This is a genomic window from Marinimicrobium sp. LS-A18 (assembly GCF_000463525.1).
In the GTDB taxonomy this organism is placed as follows: domain Bacteria; phylum Pseudomonadota; class Gammaproteobacteria; order Pseudomonadales; family Cellvibrionaceae; genus Marinimicrobium; species Marinimicrobium koreense.
On the sequence record NZ_AWEP01000002.1, the window covers coordinates 1,218,041 to 1,233,403 of the forward strand.

The window sequence follows — 15,363 nt, forward strand, 5'->3', positions numbered from 1 at the left end:
CATCCAAACCCGAGCCCCGATACCGCACAAGCCTGTTTCCGCTGTGCGCTTTCGGGGTATTTTTTTAACCCACGCCTCCATCAGATCGGACTCAGGAATTGAACCGCATGAACGCCGTTTCCTTCAACGTAAACAGCATCCGCACCCGCCTCCACCAGTTGCAGGCGGTGATCGATAAATATCAACCGGACTTCATCGGCCTGCAGGAAACCAAAGTCACCGACGAGCAGTTTCCCGAGCAGGAAATCCGGGACATGGGTTACCACGTAGAGTTCTACGGTCAGAAAACGCACTACGGCGTAGCGCTAATGTCCCGCCACCCCTTCAAGCAGGTGATCAAGGGTTTCCCCGGAGATCTGGAAGAATCCCAACGGCGTTTTATCGGAGGGGTATTCGACTCTCCCCTCGGCGGCGAAGTGACCGTTCTGAATGGTTACTTCCCCCAGGGCGAAAGTCGCGACCACCCAGTCAAATTTCCCAATAAGCGCAAGTTCTACCAGGACCTGATGGCCTTCCTGAACGACCAGTGCGACCCCTCTAAACCGCTGCTTGTCATGGGCGATATGAACGTCTCTCATACTGACCGGGATATCGGTATTGGCGAGCAGAACCGCAAGCGCTGGTTGCGCGACGGAAAGTGCAGCTTTTTGCCGGAAGAGCGGGAGTGGCTGGATACTCTGCTGGACTGGGGTCTGAAGGATACCTTCCGTCAACACCAGCCGGACGAAGAGCGCACCTTCAGCTGGTTTGACTATCGTAGCAAAGGCTTTGATGCCGACCCCAAACGGGGCCTGAGAATCGACCTCATTCTGGCAACAGAGCCGTTACTCGAACGATGCACGGAGGCGGGCGTCGATTATGACATCCGGGGTATGGAGCGCCCGTCCGATCACTGCCCCATCTGGGCGTCGTTTTCGTAGCCGGTCCGCACAAAAAAGCGCCGGGGTAAAAACACCGGCGCCAAGCATGCCAACAATATCGGCGGCTTCCCTACCGCCGGGTCTCACCTAAAAATTGGCCCTGAGGGTTAATGCGTAGCGCGTGTCGTTCAGGAAGTAAGAAGCGTAGTGGTTTCCCGCTGCGTTCTGTTTCATGATCGTGCGCGTTTCCGAATTGAGGATGTTGTTCACTTCCAGGCCGAGTGACAGCATGTCGGTGATGTCGTAGAAGATCGACCCATCCATCTGACCGTAATCGTCGTTATACACCGGCAGGCGCCAGGTGATATCGCGATCGGTGCCGTTAAAGCCATTGGGGCCAACGGACATCAGGAAGTCACTGCGCCAGTTATACGCCAGGCGAACAGACAGCGGCCCCTTCTCGTACATACCCACCAGATTGTAGGAATGCTCCGACAGCCCCTCAAAGGGCATCTGCCCGTATTCACTGCCGTCGGTATCGACCGGGTTGGAGCCCTCATCGCGAGGCACATCGGTGCTGCTGTCGATGTAGGTGTAGTTGGCCTGCATACCCAGGCCATCAAAGGGCTCGGGAAGCTGATCAAAGAACTGGCTCCAGCCCAACTCGACACCCCGGATATCAGCGGTGCCGGTGTTGACCGGACGGGTCACCGTATAATCCCACCCACCGTGTTCTTCGCGGATCGTCTGGTTGCGGATAAACCCTTCAATGTCCTTACTGAAGGCATTGACGTGGGCCATACCACCGGCGTCATTGAAGTACCACTCCAGCGAGATATCAAACTGGGTCGCCTCCATCGGCTCGAGCATCGGGTTGGAGCCGGAGGAAGACGTCAGCCGGAAATCCTCCGGCGGCACATACTGGTCTTCCGGCACCCCTTCCGGGCGGCCCGCGCTCAAGGTCTGGAACGCCTGCATCTGATTGTACGCAGGCCGCGCCATGGCTTTGGAGGCGGCGAAGCGCAGGAACAGATCATCACGCAATTCCACGCGCAAGTTCAGGTTCGGGAGCACGTTGGTATAGGAATTCTCCGCCACGATATCTTCCGGATCCTGATACCAGGGGCGGCTTTCCGTCTCCCCATCCTCTCCCACCACGATGGTTTCGGGGTAGCGGATCATGCCCGATGCCGCGCTGTCGGTCTGCACCACGCGAATACCGATATTACCGTCTACCGGCAGCGCCCAGTCGTCGACACCGAAGCCGAGCAGGAAGTACGCCGCGTAGGTCTGCTCTTCCTGTTCGTTAATGCGGCTCGGATCGTCCATGGTTGCCGGCATGTAGTCGTCACAGCAGATATAGTTCTCACTGGCATCCGCATGCAGTTGATCGAAGCTCTCCGGATAGCCCTCAACCAGCGATATGTGAGGCGCATAGACAGCCCCCGGGCTCGGTGCCTTGCCCCGGAAAAAGTTATCAAAGGTGTTGAGCGACATCTGGCTGGCGTCTTCCACCGGAGGCATCTGGTCGTCGGGCAGCTTCCACCAGGCCATCCACGGCTGGTAGATTGCCTGCCAGTGGTAGCCGCTGTTGATGTTGGTGGCTTCCCGGTCCGTCAGCCGAACGCCGGTCTTGATGTAGCGCACAACGTCGGTGTCATTGAAATTGTATTTCACATCCGCACGCCAGGCGAATTGCTCAGCTTCGTTGTCCTCGATAAAGGGCATGGTGAAGCCCCAGTAGTAATTGCCCGGATCGGACAGGTACTCATCGTCGGCCTGAACCAGCGGTCGCTCACCGCGCAGATCAATATCGATGTACGGCAGGTTGATGCCCGTCGCGATGGTGGCATCCAGACCCTCCGTTGTTGCCTTGGTGTACTGGAGGTCGGTACTGAATTCCAGCTGGTCACCCGGCAGCCACTTGTAACCGGCGGAGAAATCGCTGGTGACTGACTCGCGATTGGCAACGCGGATATCGGCCCCGAAGGGGATCCCCCCGGGCTGGGTCAGGCGACCCGACAGAAAGACATTATTGTCATCGACAACAAACTCTTTGCCCTCGCCCGGCTGGATGGCATAGGCATCGTTCTGGACAAAGATGGCATCCTCATCCCACTGCATGTCATATTCGGAACGGAACGCCTGGAAATAGAATTCTGACGCATCGCTGGGCCGCCACTGAGTCGCCAGGTAGGACCCCAACCGCTCGCGATTGAAATCCATGGAGCGCCAGTCCGCCCCACGCGGTACCTGGATGGTAGTCCCCTCGTAACCCTGCAGGTCATCGCGGGGGAAAAACGGACGATTGAAAATGCCGTCGGTGCGGGTCGAAATTTCCGAAAAAGCGACATCCACCAACAGACCGAACTCACCGGCGGAGGTGTCCCAGCGGTTGCTGTAAAGAGCCGATACCGACGGGTCGGCCTCTTCGATAAAGTCACCGTAATTCACGCTGGCCGTCGCCGCCATTACCTGACCATCACTGTCAAAAGGCATACGAGTACGCAGGTTGACGGTGCCGCCCAGGCCACCTTCGATCATGTCCGCCGAAGGGTTTTTATAGACGTCCACCCCGGCCATAAGCTCAGCGGGCACATCTTCAAAGCTCAGGCTCCGCCCACCGTTTGCGGTAAAGCTGTCGCGTCCATTGAGCTCACTACGCACCTGGGTCAAACCGCGCACGGCGACGCCACTGCCTTCGGCCGAGAAGTGCTCCGGATCCCCGAGAGACATGAAGTGATCAATGGTCACACCCGGAATGCGCTGCAAGGTTTCGGTCACCGAGCGATCGGGCAGCTTGCCGATGTCATCCGCCACAATCGAGTCGACGATCTGTTCAGCACTCTGCTTGATCATCTGGGCCGACTGAATGCTGCTGCGCTGACCGGACACCACGATCTCTTCCAGTGCGGTCGGCTGCTCCGGCTCCGCCGGTGGGGCCTCTTGTGCAAAGCCGGCGCCGTGCCAGCCAACCGCACCTGCGACCAGTAACTGTGAACTCCAGTGAATGGCGCGCGCCAGCCTGGTGCGCCGAAATGCCGAACGAGGTGCCAAGCCCTGAGTCTTGTTCATTATTGTCATCGCTTATTCTCCGCTTACCCGATAATGGATCTGCATTGTTTATTGTTGTTGCGCCAGCACGCCTCCCTGCCCCTGTGATTGACCTGCGTCATAGCCGGACGCTGCTGTGGGTGTCACAGGTAGCGCACTGCCTTTATAACTCCATATTTTCATTAGCGCAACCATTTTTCTATATGATATAAGACTAACCCGCCTCCTTCTTTGGCCACGCTTGCTTTATCATGGCGGTTGAGCACTCTGAAAAGTCGAGTACGAACTGGAGCCGAACGTCATGAGCCTCCCGCCGGATACCTCTGAGCAATCTGAGTTGATTGATGGACCAGACGCCTTTCGCCAGGCGCTACTCCACTGCGCGAGCGAGACACGCCGCAATTTCTCACTCTACTCACCCGACCTGGCCAGAGAGGTTTACGACCTGCCGGAACTGGCCGAAGCGCTCTCCGAGATTGCCCGTCGACATCGCCAGGCGCAGGTACAGCTGCTGGTCCGGGATACCCGGGCGCTGGTTGAATACGGGCACAGCCTGGTTCGCCTGGCCCAGAGGCTACCCAGCAAGGTGACCCTGCGCCGACTGACCAACGACATTGAAACCCAGGCCATCGCATTTGCGCTGGGCGACCGGGAGCGCCTGGTCTACCAGAATGATCCGGATAACTATCACGGCTTTTACGATCGGCAGGCGGGTGCGCGAGTGAAAACGCTGAGGGAGATTTTCGATCGGGCCTGGGAAACCGCTGAAGAGGATCCGCGCCTGAGACAATTGGCGCTGTAGCGGTAAAAAAGCGGTTTTTTGGGTTGCTGATCGTCGTTTTATCCTTTATATATAGTGCCAGCCGCACCCGATGCGGTTAATACGCTATATAATCAGGCTTTTTTATCGGTCTGACTCAATAAACACTTGACCATCAACAAGGATCATATTATGGCTGCTCGCAAAACTGCTGCCAAAAAGGCACCCGCAAAGAAAGCTCCCGCCAAGAAAGCTGCTGCCAAGCAGCCGGCCGCCAAGAAAGTAAAGGCAATCTCCGAGCGTTACAACAAAACCCAGATTCTGAATCAGATCGCGGAAAATACCGAGCTGAGCAAGAAGCAGGTCCAGTCGGTACTGGACGAGCTGTCTGACATCATTGAAGGTCACGTCAAGAAGCGTGCCGTGGGCGAGTTCGTACTGCCCGGCCTGCTGAAGATCACCACCGTGAAGAAGCCCGCCACCAAGGCGCGCAAGGGCATCAACCCCTTCACTGGCGAAGAGACCGTGTTCAAAGCGAAACCGGCCTCCATCGCCGTCAAGGTACGTCCTTTGAAGAAGCTCAAGGAAATGGCTCTGTAAGCGCCATACCTGCTCAACAGGGCCCCTCTCGGGGCCCTGTTCTCAATACCAGTCGCCCGGCCCCGTTGTATCGACCAGACTGACCTCCAGATTCTCCAGTGACTCCAACACCTCAAAGTCGTCCCCGACCAGGGCGGATCTCAGGTGATCCAGTCGGTCCTGCAATTGCGCCTCAGAATAGCCTGCCGCGGGCTTGACGCCCCAAATCGGCTGCGGCCAGGCAGGGTCCGTCTCAAAGCGGGCAATGTGGTGTACATGTAACTGGGGGACCACATTGCCGAGCGCCGCCACGTTCATCTTGTCGGCATCAAACACGCTGGTCATCACCTCGGCCAGACGACAGGATTCGCGCATCAGCTGCTGCTGATCCCGCTCACCCAAGTGATGAATTTCAAACACATCCTCCCGCAGTGGCACCAGCAGGCACCAGGGATAGTTGGCATCTTTGCTGAGCAGCAGCAGAGACAGCGGGAAGCGCCCTACCGGCACGGTATCCTCGGCCAGGCGTGAATGCAGTTGAAACATGACCCTCTCCTCATCGACTTCTTTGGGTGGTTCGGTACTCAGTGCGCATCGGGAGTCTGTACCCGAGCCGGTAAGCACCGTAGAATAAGCGTTTTCTCTGTTTACCAGTATAGCCACTAAGAAGCCAATCTATGCGAGCCAGTCGTTTTTTAATCGCCACACTGAAAGAAACGCCCTCCGACGCCGAGGTCATCAGCCACCAATTGATGCTGCGCGCGGGCATGATCCGCAAACTGGCCTCGGGGCTGTATACCTGGATGCCCCTCGGGCTGCGTGTACTGCGCAAGGTCGAGCGCATCATCCGCGAGGAAATGGACCGCTCCGGTGCCCAGGAAGTTCTGATGCCGGTGGTTCAGCCCGCCGAGCTGTGGGAAGAGTCCGGACGCTGGCAACAATACGGCCCCGAGCTGTTGCGCATCAATGACCGCCACCAGCGGGACTTCTGCCTCGGCCCCACCCACGAAGAGGTCATTACCGACCTGATTCGCGGTGAGATCAACAGCTACAAACAGCTGCCGGCCAATTTCTATCAGATTCAGACCAAATTCCGCGACGAAATCCGCCCCCGGTTCGGGGTCATGCGGGCCCGTGAGTTCACCATGAAGGATGCTTACTCGTTCCACTTGAGTCAGGAATCCCTGCAGGAAACCTACGAGGTCATGCACCGCACCTACTGCGCCATTTTTGACCGCATTGGCCTGGCCTATCGCCCCGTGTTGGCCGATACCGGCTCCATCGGCGGCGCTTTCTCGCACGAATTTCACGTACTGGCCGACAGCGGTGAAGATGACATCGCGTTCAGTAACGGCAGCGACTATGCCGCCAACATCGAAAAGGCCGAAGCCCTGGCGCCGAGCGACGCACGCCCCAGTGCCAGCGAAGCCATGACCGAGGTTGCCACTGCGGATCAGCACACCATCGAACAGGTCGCAGGTTTTCTGAAAGTCGCGCCGGCGCAGACCGTCAAGACCCTGATCGTACTGGGCGAAGCCCCGGAAGAGGGCTCCGCGCCCCTGGTGGCTCTGGTGCTGCGCGGCGATCATGAGCTCAATGACATCAAGGCCGAAAAAATCGAGGGCATTGCCGCACCGCTGACCTTTGCCCCGGAGGAGCGCATTGAAGCAGAGCTGGGCGCGGGAGTCGGCTCCCTCGGTCCGGTGGGCCTGACCATTCGCGTATTGGTGGACCGGGCGGCCGCCCAGCTGGCGGACTTCGTCTGCGGGGCCAACCGGAACGGCTACCACCTGACCGGCGTCAACTGGGAGCGCGATGTACCCCTGAACGATGTGGTGGATCTGCGCAACGTGGTGGCCGGAGACCCGAGCCCCGACGGCAAGGGCCAATTGGAGATCAAGCGCGGCATTGAGGTCGGCCACATCTTCCAGCTGGGCACCAAGTACAGCGAGGCGATGAATGCGCGCGTGCTGGATGAGAACGGCAAAGAAAAACCCATGATCATGGGTTGCTACGGTATCGGGGTATCCCGTGTGGTCGCGGCGGCCATTGAGCAGAATCATGATCAGAATGGCATCATCTGGCCCCAGAGTATTGCGCCCTTCCAGCTCGCACTGGTGCCGATCAACCCGCACAAATCCCCGGCGGTGGCCGAACAGTGTGAGACGCTGTACCAGCAGCTCACCGATCTGGGCGTTGAAGTCCTGTACATGGACGAAGACAAAGCGCGCCTCGGTGTCATGCTCGCCAATACCGACCTGATGGGTATTCCACACCGTCTGGTGGTGGGCGACCGCGGCCTGGAAAAAGGCACCCTGGAGTACAAGGGACGCCGGGACGAACAGGCTCAGGACGTTCCACTGGAACAGGTGGTCGAGTTTATCCGCGAGCGCCTGGCGGACTGACCTCGATGCGTGGGCCGGGCGTGAAGAAAACCGCGTTCAGTGTTCTGGTGGCACTGTGGATGGCGAGCGCCACCAGCTTCGCCTGGGCGCAATCGAACACCCTGGCCTACGCCGAACCGGCCATCGAAGTGGATGACCAGCTTCGGCAGAAGCTGCTCGATAACATTCGCGCCGCGGACAGTTTCGAGGATCGCTTTGATGCCGAGGCCTGGCTGATGCTGATGTCGGGACGCCTGGAGCGCTATGTGCGCGATCCGGACCGACGCCTGCGCTTGCTGCGCAAAATCCACAGCGCGGCCCGCCAGACCGATCTGCAACCCGAGCTGGTATTGGCCGTCATTGAGGTGGAAAGCCACTTCAATCACTATGCGGTGTCACCGGTGGGCGCTCAGGGAATCATGCAGGTCATGCCGTTCTGGAAGAACGAGATTGGCCGACCGGAAGACAACCTGATCGACCTGGACACCAACCTGCGCTACGGCTGCACCATCCTCAAACATTACCTGGAACGATCAGAGGGGCGCCTGGCGGAAGCCCTGGCACGCTATAACGGCAGCTATGGCAGTTATCGCTATGCCGCCAAAGTCATGGATGCCTGGGAGCGTTGGCGATAGCCTCTCGCGCCTGCTCGTGGGAAAACCCACGGTATTGAAGGAATCGGGCCTGACGGGCTTTCTCTTTGGGGGTTTCCACCGGCGCATCACCGAAGCGCTTTCGGCGCACTTCATTGGCCAGATCCCACCAGCGCTCATCCCCTTCATCGAGATAAAGGCTGACCAGAGAGTCTAAAACGCCTTTTTGCCGCAATTCCTGGGCAATACGCAGAGGCCCCTTGCCCTGCCGCTCCCGAGCGGTGACAAATGCCTCGGTGAAGCGCTCATCGCTCTGAAGCCCCTGCTCTTCCAACCGGGCCAGCGCCTGATCCACCGTCTTAACCCGTTCACCCTCCGAACCAAAGCGCTTGAGTAATTTGGTCCGAAGCTCGTCACGAGCATGCTCGCGACGAGCCAACAGGTTCATGGCCGCCAGTCGCACTTCGCCCATCGTGGGCTCGCTCGACTCATCCCGCGCTGTCATAACGACTCAACGTACCGGTGGGAAATTCGACAGTACCTCGGTCACTGCGGCAGAGAGCCGTTGACGCTGTTCCTGAGGCGTCAGACCATCATACAGACGCTGCTCGGCGACACCCCGCCACAGCGGTTTGTTGTCCTCAGCGCGAGCGATGTCGATGATCAGAGTTCCCTGGCGGTAGACCCGTGGACTGGGACCGTGGGAATAGGGGTAACGGTACCAGGGGCCATAACCGTAGTACCCAAAGCCATAGCGCTGATCGTAACTGCGTACATCCAGCCGGTCTTCCACCACGATGTGGTAGCGGACCACGAAATCCGCCTCCCCATCTTCGCCCGCAGACTCATAGCGCGAGGCCAAATGGCTTTCAATCACCCGCTGCAGATGACTCAGGGTGAACGGGGAGATCAGCAGGCTGTTACCGTCTTCCTGCTCGGCCAGTTCAACCCGAAAACGCTTGAGCTCTCCAAACGAAAATTCAGGATCGTAATCGGTCACCACCGAGGGCGTACTGGTACAGCCAGCCAGAAGGCCCAGCACCAACAATAGTCCAACACCCAAACGAATCAGTCGCACAGCCGCTTTCCTCTTATTACTTGGCGTTGCCTTGGCGGCGCCACAGGCTCCGCCCAAGGGATTTCATGAGTATCACGTCAGTTGGACCACAGACAAGAGACCCGGGTTCAACCCGGGTCTCTTGTAGTTTGACAGGACGGCGAGGCTCAGGCCTCGCTTTCCTCTTCTTCCTTCTCTTCGGCCTTTACCGGGATGTTCAGCAGTTCGCCGCGTACCCGCTTCTCCATTTCCTGGGCAATGGTGGGATTCTCATGAAGGAACTTCACCACGTTGTTTTTGCCCTGGCCAATCTTGTCGCCATTGTAGCTGTACCAGGCACCCGCCTTGTCCACGATGCCAAGCTTGACGCCGTAATCAATGACCTCACCGAAGCGGTTGATGCCCGTGCCGTACAGAATCTGGAACTCGGTCTGTTTGAACGGCGGTGCCACCTTGTTTTTCACCACCTTCACTCGGGTCTCGTTCCCGATGACCTCATCGCCCTCTTTCACCGAACCAATGCGGCGGATATCCAGGCGAACCGAGGAGTAGAACTTGAGCGCATTACCACCGGTGGTGGTTTCCGGGCTGCCGAACATCACACCGATCTTCATGCGGATCTGGTTAATGAAAATTACCAGGCAGTTGGCGTTCTTGATGTTGCCGGTAATTTTACGCAGCGCCTGGGACATCAGACGGGCCTGCAGGCCCACGTGCTGATCACCCATCTCGCCTTCGATTTCTGCCCGGGGCGTCAGCGCCGCCACCGAGTCCACCACCAGCACGTCAACCGCACCGGAGCGCACCAGCATGTCGCTGACCTCCAGGGCCTGCTCACCGGTATCCGGCTGGGAGATGATCAGGTCATCCACATTTACGCCCAGTTTTTCGGCGTAAATCGGGTCCAGCGCGTGCTCGGCGTCAATAAAGGCACAGGTACCGCCCTGGCGCTGGGCTTCGGCGATCACCTGCAGCGTCAGGGTGGTTTTACCGGACGATTCCGGCCCGTAAATCTCAACCACCCGCCCCTTGGGCAAGCCACCAATACCGAGGGCGGCATCCAGCCCCAGAGAGCCCGTGGAAATGGCGGGAATCGCCACCCGCTCACGATCGCCCATGCGCATGACCGTGCCTTTACCAAATTGACGTTCAATCTGGCCTAAGGCGGCCTGTAGCGCTTTCTCTTTATTCGCGTCCATCCGACACCTCGATCAATGCTGTGAAATTAGAACTTGAAATGGTTTCAATACAACTGCCGACAGCATACACGAAAAACCTGTATGCGCAAACAGTAACTCGATATTTATACAGTAGTTTTGTTCCTGGACGTCAGAGTCAACAACTGCTGCAACGCGGCGGTCACGGTCTGCCCTCGCACGGCGGTCCGATCGCCTTCAAACCGATGCAGATGAGCATCGCTGAGCAGCGCCTCGCCGCGCCGATACGCCCACCCCAACCAGACGGTACCCACCGGTTTTTCCTCAGAGCCGCCGTCTGGTCCGGCCACGCCGCTCACCGCAATGGCCAGGTCCGCGCCAGAGACTCGCGCCGCCCCCTCCGCCATGGCGCGCACCACCGGTTCACTGACTGCACCGTTCTGTATCAGCATCTGCTCGGGAACGCCCAACAGGCGGACCTTGGCGTCGTTGGAATACGTCACCAGACCATAGCCAAACCAGCCCGAACTGCCGGGAATGTCGGTGATCGCGGCGGCAATACCACCACCGGTGCAGGATTCCGCCGCAGCCACGGTCCAGTGGTTTGCCGTCAGCGCCTGTCCCAGGCGGGTCGCGAGGGCCTGCTGTTCGGCAGCGGAAGTGGTCAGGGGTTCGGTCATGGGCTCAAGGTATGCCAGGCGCGAGACGAGTGCAAGCCCCGGATGAATTCCGTAGAATAGCGCAGCTTCCAATCACCCGATAACACCCAGGCAACGCCGTTTTATGAGCAAAACATCCGACGCCCCAAGCCAGCACACGCCGATGATGCAGCAGTACCTGCGGATCAAGGCAGAGCACCCACAGGAGCTGGTGTTCTATCGCATGGGCGACTTCTACGAATTGTTCTACGACGACGCCAAGCGGGCCGCCGAGCTGCTGGACGTAACCCTCACGGCCCGTGGCAAGTCCAATGGTGAGCCCATTCCCATGGCAGGCATTCCGTTTCACGCCGCCGACGGCTACCTGGCCAAGCTGGTCCGGGCCGGGGTGTCAGTGGCCATCTGCGAGCAGATCGGCGATCCGGCGACGTCCAAGGGGCCCGTGGAGCGCAAAGTGGTGCGCATCGTCACGCCGGGCACCGTCAGCGACGAAGCCCTTCTGGACTCCGGTCGGGACAACCTGCTGGTGGCCCTGCACCAGCAGGGCGACACCTATGGACTGGCGTCTCTGGATATCGCCAGCGGCCGTTTTTACGTGCTGGAGGTCGAGGGGCTGGACGCGGCCCTCGGTGAGCTGCAGCGACTGCGCCCGGCCGAGTTGCTGGTCAGCGATGACCTGACCACGCCCGAACTGCTGGAGAACCGCAAGGGCGTGCGCCGCCGGGGCCCCTGGGAGTTCGAGCTGGACAGCGCCCGACGCCTGCTGACCCAGCAGTTCGGCACCCAGGATCTGGCAGGCTTTGGTTGCGACCATCTGGACGCCGCCATCGCCGCCGCCGGCTGTCTGCTCAACTACGCCCGGGAAACCCAGCGCGCCGCCCTGCCCCACGTGCGCGGCCTGAGCCACGAAAACCGGGAGCAGGCGGTGATCATGGATGCCGCCACCCGGCGCAACCTGGAACTGGATATCAACCTCGGGGGCACCGAAGAAAACACCCTGTACAGCGTCCTGAACCGCTGCGCCACCGCCATGGGCTCCCGCCTGCTGCGCCGCTGGCTGAACCGCCCGCTGCGCGACCTGCCGATTCTGCAATCCCGTCAGGACGCAGTGGCGGAGCTGCAACACCAGTACACCTTCGAGGTGATTCACCGGATTCTCAAACGCATCGGCGATATGGAGCGGATACTCGGTCGCCTGGCCCTGCGTTCGGCCCGCCCGCGGGATCTCGCCCGGCTGCACGCCTCCCTGGCCTGCTACCCGGAGCTGCGCAGCGAGCTGGCCAAACTCGGCGCGCCACACCTGTCCGAGCTGGCACAACAGCTGGGAGAATTCCCCAAGGCCGTTGATCTGCTGGGACGCGCCCTGATTGAAAACCCGCCGGTGGTCATCCGCGATGGCGGCGTGATCGCCGAAGGCTACGATGAGGAACTGGACGAGCTGCGCAATATCAGCAATAACGCCGGCCAGTACCTGGTGGACCTGGAGACCCGGGAGCGAGAGCGCACCGGCATCAGCACGCTGAAGGTGGGCTACAACCGGGTGCACGGCTACTTTATCGAGCTCAGCCGCGCCCAGGCCGAACAGGCCCCGGCGGACTATATCCGCCGCCAGACCCTGAAAAACGCCGAGCGTTTTATCACCCCGGAGCTGAAAGAATTCGAGGACAAGGCGCTGTCCGCCAAAAGTCGCGCCCTGGCCCGGGAAAAGCTGCTCTACGATCAGCTGATCGACATTCTCAACGACGACCTGATCCCCCTGCAGCAGTCCGCCGCCGCCGTGGCGGAGCTGGACCTGCTGACCAATCTGGCCGAACGCGCCGACAGCCTTGGCTGGAGCCGCCCCATCCTGAACGCCGACCCCGGTATCGACATTCAGGGCGGGCGACATCCGGTGGTCGAGCACGTCAGCGACGCACCCTTTGTGCCCAACGATCTGTGCTTTGGCGATCAGCGCCACATGCTGGTGGTCACTGGTCCGAACATGGGCGGTAAATCCACCTACATGCGCCAGGCGGCGCTGATCGCCGTGCTGGCCCATATCGGCAGCTTTGTGCCCGCAGCGGAAGCGAGAGTGGGCATGCTGGACCGGATCTTTACCCGGATCGGCTCCTCCGATGACCTGGCCGGTGGGCGCTCCACTTTTATGGTGGAAATGACCGAGACCGCCAACATTCTGCATAACGCCACGCCGCGCAGCCTGGTGCTGATGGACGAGATCGGCCGGGGCACCAGTACCTTTGACGGTCTGGCCCTGGCCTGGGCCTGCGCCCGCCATCTGGCGGAAAACGTCAAGGCGTACACCCTGTTCGCCACCCACTACTTTGAACTGACCCGGCTGCCCGACGAGCTACCGGGCATCGTCAATGTCCACCTGGATGCCACCGAGCACCACGACAGCATTGTCTTTCTGCACAAGGTGCAGGAGGGGCCCGCGAGCAAGAGCTACGGCCTGCAGGTGGCCAAACTCGCGGGCATACCCGATGGCGTGCTGGCCCAGGCCAAGACCCAACTGGCGGAACTGGAGGGCGACGCCCAGCGCGGCAGCCCGATGTTCACGCCCCAGCCGCTCAAACCTGAACCGGCACCGGCGGCCGACACACCCGTTCAGGGCGGCTTGTTCGACAGCGCGCCTCACCCGGTGGTGGAAGCGCTGGGCGAGGTTCAGCCGGATGATCTGAGCCCCCGTGAGGCGCTGGAGCAACTTTATGCCCTAAAGGCGCTTATGACTGGCAAAAGCTAAGAATACTGCTAGAATAAGCGCCCAAAATCCGAACCGTGTTAGCTGGAGTCCGCTATGACATTTGTTGTTGGGGAAAACTGCATTAAATGCAAACACACAGACTGCGTTGAAGTCTGCCCCGTTGACTGCTTTTATGAAGGCCCCAATTTCCTGGTGATTCACCCGGACGAGTGCATTGACTGCGCTCTGTGTGAGCCCGAGTGTCCGGTGGATGCCATCTTCTCGGAAGATGAACTGCCCGAAGGGCAGGAAGTGTTCCTGGAGCTGAACGCCGAACTGGCGGAAGTCTGGCCCAATATTACCGAGAAGAAAGACGCTCCGGCGGACGCCGAAGAGTGGGATGGTGTAGAAGGGAAACTGCAGTACCTCGAACGCTGAGCCGTCTGCACCGACAACTCTGCACCCACAAAAAAGCCGGGCCATCAAAGCCCGGCTTTTTTGTGCCTCAGACAGAGGTACCGCATCAAACGCTGAACAGTGCCTCGCTATTGAGCCCCTGCTTTTCGATGATTTCCCGCAACCGCTTCAGGGCTTCCACCTGAATCTGACGCACCCTTTCTCGGGTCAATCCGATTTCATGGCCCACCTCTTCCAGGGTGCACACCTCATGGCCACGCAACCCGAAACGCCGGGCCAGGACTTCACGCTGCTTCTCACTCAGATCATCCAGCCAACGATCCAGACTGTCATTTAGATCGCCATCCTGCATCAGAAAAGCCGGGTCGGAGTTGTTGATGTCCGGGATGGTGTCCACCACGGTCCGATCGGAGGCATTGCCCACCGGGCTGTCCACCGACGTGACCCGCTCATTCAGCCCCAACATACGTTCCACATCGGCCACCGGCTTGTGCAACAGCGTGGCGATTTCATCCGAGGAGGGTTCGTGGTCCAGCTTCTGAGTCAACTCCCGAGCCGCCCGCAGGTAGATATTGAGCTCTTTCACCACATGGATGGGCAGTCGGATGGTGCGGGTCTGATTCATGATCGCCCGCTCGATGGTCTGACGGATCCACCAGGTCGCGTAGGTGGAGAAGCGAAAACCCCGCTCCGGGTCAAATTTCTCTACCGCGCGAATCAGCCCCAGGTTGCCCTCTTCAATCAGATCCAACAGGGCCAGACCCCGATTGACGTAGCGGCGTGAAATTTTCACCACCAGACGCAGATTGCTTTCGATCATCCGCTTCCGGGACGCCTCATCTCCACGCAGTGCGCGGCGGGCAAAATAGACCTCTTCCTCGGCGGTCAGCAAGGGTGAGAAGCCGATTTCGTTCAGGTAAAGTTGTGTCGCATCGAGACTTTTGGAGAAGTGATCGTCGGAGTGCCGATCAGCGGTGGCGCGCCCTCGTCGGGCGGAGGTGGGTGCTGCGGTGGTCGGTTCCTCTGCAACCACAACATCATCGTTAAAATCAATTTCGTGAACCGCCGCGGCTGACTCACGATCCGCTTTTGTATCCCGTTCTTGCAGTGCCATAGATCACCCCTCGCTCTACATAAGGCTCCTGGTGCCGCCCCTATGGCAT

14 protein-coding genes are annotated in these 15,363 nt (G+C 59.6%); 7 read left to right on the forward strand and 7 right to left on the reverse strand.

Going from position 1 to position 15,363, the window contains the following annotated elements; all coding sequences use genetic code 11:
• The first annotated feature begins 107 nt into the window (after positions 1-107).
• Entirely contained in the window at positions 108-920 is an 813-nt protein-coding gene (xthA, locus tag N645_RS0105380; RefSeq protein ID WP_024460488.1) for an exodeoxyribonuclease III, read from the forward strand.
• 87 nt (positions 921-1,007) lie between these two features.
• On the opposite strand, the gene N645_RS0105385 is transcribed toward xthA, so the two are convergent.
• Positions 1,008-3,935, reverse strand: coding sequence for a TonB-dependent receptor (locus N645_RS0105385; RefSeq protein WP_051174269.1), 2,928 nt, complete (start codon positions 3,933-3,935; stop codon positions 1,008-1,010).
• Between the two features lie 280 nt (positions 3,936-4,215).
• Here N645_RS0105385 and N645_RS0105390 point away from each other — a divergent pair, with 280 nt between their 5' ends.
• Both N645_RS0105390 and N645_RS0105395 read left to right on the forward strand, forming a co-directional pair.
• The gene (locus N645_RS0105390) at positions 4,216-4,716 is read left to right on the forward strand and encodes a hypothetical protein (protein WP_024460490.1); all 501 of its coding nucleotides are present in this window, start codon (positions 4,216-4,218) and stop codon (positions 4,714-4,716) included.
• A 150-nt stretch (positions 4,717-4,866) separates the two neighbouring features.
• Positions 4,867-5,274: an HU family DNA-binding protein gene (locus N645_RS0105395; protein WP_024460491.1), complete on the forward strand. Its 408-nt coding sequence runs from the start codon at positions 4,867-4,869 to the stop codon at positions 5,272-5,274.
• Between the two features lie 42 nt (positions 5,275-5,316).
• On the opposite strand, the gene N645_RS0105400 is transcribed toward N645_RS0105395, so the two are convergent.
• Complete coding sequence (locus tag N645_RS0105400) at positions 5,317-5,799, reverse strand: HIT domain-containing protein (RefSeq protein ID WP_024460492.1); 483 nt, start codon at positions 5,797-5,799, stop codon at positions 5,317-5,319.
• 131 nt (positions 5,800-5,930) lie between these two features.
• Between N645_RS0105400 and N645_RS0105405 the strand changes: the two genes are divergently transcribed.
• Positions 5,931-7,658, forward strand: coding sequence for a proline--tRNA ligase (locus tag N645_RS0105405; protein WP_024460493.1), 1,728 nt, complete (start codon positions 5,931-5,933; stop codon positions 7,656-7,658).
• 5 nt (positions 7,659-7,663) lie between these two features.
• On the forward strand, positions 7,664-8,272 hold the full coding sequence (locus N645_RS0105410) for a lytic transglycosylase domain-containing protein (RefSeq protein ID WP_024460494.1): 609 nt from the start codon (positions 7,664-7,666) through the stop codon (positions 8,270-8,272).
• On the opposite strand, the gene N645_RS0105415 is transcribed toward N645_RS0105410, so the two are convergent.
• The 4 genes from N645_RS0105415 to N645_RS0105430 all read right to left on the reverse strand — a co-directional run bounded on the left by N645_RS0105415 (position 8,244) and on the right by N645_RS0105430 (position 11,124).
• Entirely contained in the window at positions 8,244-8,735 is a 492-nt protein-coding gene (locus tag N645_RS0105415) for a regulatory protein RecX (RefSeq protein ID WP_081665884.1), read from the reverse strand. The genes N645_RS0105410 and N645_RS0105415 overlap by 29 nt on opposite strands.
• A gap of 6 nt (positions 8,736-8,741) precedes the next feature.
• Positions 8,742-9,308, reverse strand: coding sequence for a DUF4136 domain-containing protein (locus N645_RS0105420; RefSeq protein WP_024460496.1), 567 nt, complete (start codon positions 9,306-9,308; stop codon positions 8,742-8,744).
• Positions 9,309-9,454: 146 nt separating this feature from the next.
• Positions 9,455-10,486 (reverse strand): recombinase RecA, encoded by a 1,032-nt coding sequence (gene recA / locus N645_RS0105425; protein ID WP_024460497.1) that lies wholly within the window; start codon positions 10,484-10,486, stop codon positions 9,455-9,457.
• Between the two features lie 104 nt (positions 10,487-10,590).
• Positions 10,591-11,124, reverse strand: coding sequence for a CinA family protein (locus N645_RS0105430; protein WP_081665885.1), 534 nt, complete (start codon positions 11,122-11,124; stop codon positions 10,591-10,593).
• Positions 11,125-11,227: 103 nt separating this feature from the next.
• Between N645_RS0105430 and mutS the strand changes: the two genes are divergently transcribed.
• Both mutS and fdxA read left to right on the forward strand, forming a co-directional pair.
• Entirely contained in the window at positions 11,228-13,843 is a 2,616-nt protein-coding gene (gene mutS, locus N645_RS0105435; RefSeq protein ID WP_024460499.1) for a DNA mismatch repair protein MutS, read from the forward strand.
• A 54-nt stretch (positions 13,844-13,897) separates the two neighbouring features.
• The gene (gene fdxA / locus N645_RS16635; RefSeq protein ID WP_036159885.1) at positions 13,898-14,221 is read left to right on the forward strand and encodes a ferredoxin FdxA; all 324 of its coding nucleotides are present in this window, start codon (positions 13,898-13,900) and stop codon (positions 14,219-14,221) included.
• An 85-nt stretch (positions 14,222-14,306) separates the two neighbouring features.
• Here the strand turns inward: fdxA and rpoS are convergent, their stop codons facing one another.
• Positions 14,307-15,314 carry an RNA polymerase sigma factor RpoS gene (gene rpoS, locus N645_RS0105445; RefSeq protein ID WP_024460501.1) on the reverse strand — a complete coding sequence of 336 codons (1,008 nt, stop codon included), beginning with the start codon at positions 15,312-15,314 and terminating at the stop codon, positions 14,307-14,309.
• Positions 15,315-15,363: the final 49 nt, after the last annotated feature.

What these genes read in the sequence shown, in the direction of transcription:
- recA (WP_024460497.1), bottom strand. Translation starts at nt 10,486, where the DNA reads ATGGACGCGAATAAAGAGAAAGCGCTACAGGCCGCCTTAGGCCAGATT.
- fdxA (WP_036159885.1), top strand. Translation starts at nt 13,898, where the DNA reads ATGACATTTGTTGTTGGGGAAAACTGCATTAAATGCAAACACACAGAC.
- N645_RS0105410 (WP_024460494.1), top strand. Translation starts at nt 7,664, where the DNA reads ATGCGTGGGCCGGGCGTGAAGAAAACCGCGTTCAGTGTTCTGGTGGCA.
- N645_RS0105390 (WP_024460490.1), top strand. Translation starts at nt 4,216, where the DNA reads ATGAGCCTCCCGCCGGATACCTCTGAGCAATCTGAGTTGATTGATGGA.
- N645_RS0105385 (WP_051174269.1), bottom strand. Translation starts at nt 3,935, where the DNA reads ATGAACAAGACTCAGGGCTTGGCACCTCGTTCGGCATTTCGGCGCACC.
- xthA (WP_024460488.1), top strand. Translation starts at nt 108, where the DNA reads ATGAACGCCGTTTCCTTCAACGTAAACAGCATCCGCACCCGCCTCCAC.
- N645_RS0105430 (WP_081665885.1), bottom strand. Translation starts at nt 11,124, where the DNA reads ATGACCGAACCCCTGACCACTTCCGCTGCCGAACAGCAGGCCCTCGCG.
- N645_RS0105415 (WP_081665884.1), bottom strand. Translation starts at nt 8,735, where the DNA reads ATGACAGCGCGGGATGAGTCGAGCGAGCCCACGATGGGCGAAGTGCGA.
- mutS (WP_024460499.1), top strand. Translation starts at nt 11,228, where the DNA reads ATGAGCAAAACATCCGACGCCCCAAGCCAGCACACGCCGATGATGCAG.
- N645_RS0105395 (WP_024460491.1), top strand. Translation starts at nt 4,867, where the DNA reads ATGGCTGCTCGCAAAACTGCTGCCAAAAAGGCACCCGCAAAGAAAGCT.
- rpoS (WP_024460501.1), bottom strand. Translation starts at nt 15,314, where the DNA reads ATGGCACTGCAAGAACGGGATACAAAAGCGGATCGTGAGTCAGCCGCG.
- N645_RS0105405 (WP_024460493.1), top strand. Translation starts at nt 5,931, where the DNA reads ATGCGAGCCAGTCGTTTTTTAATCGCCACACTGAAAGAAACGCCCTCC.
- N645_RS0105400 (WP_024460492.1), bottom strand. Translation starts at nt 5,799, where the DNA reads ATGTTTCAACTGCATTCACGCCTGGCCGAGGATACCGTGCCGGTAGGG.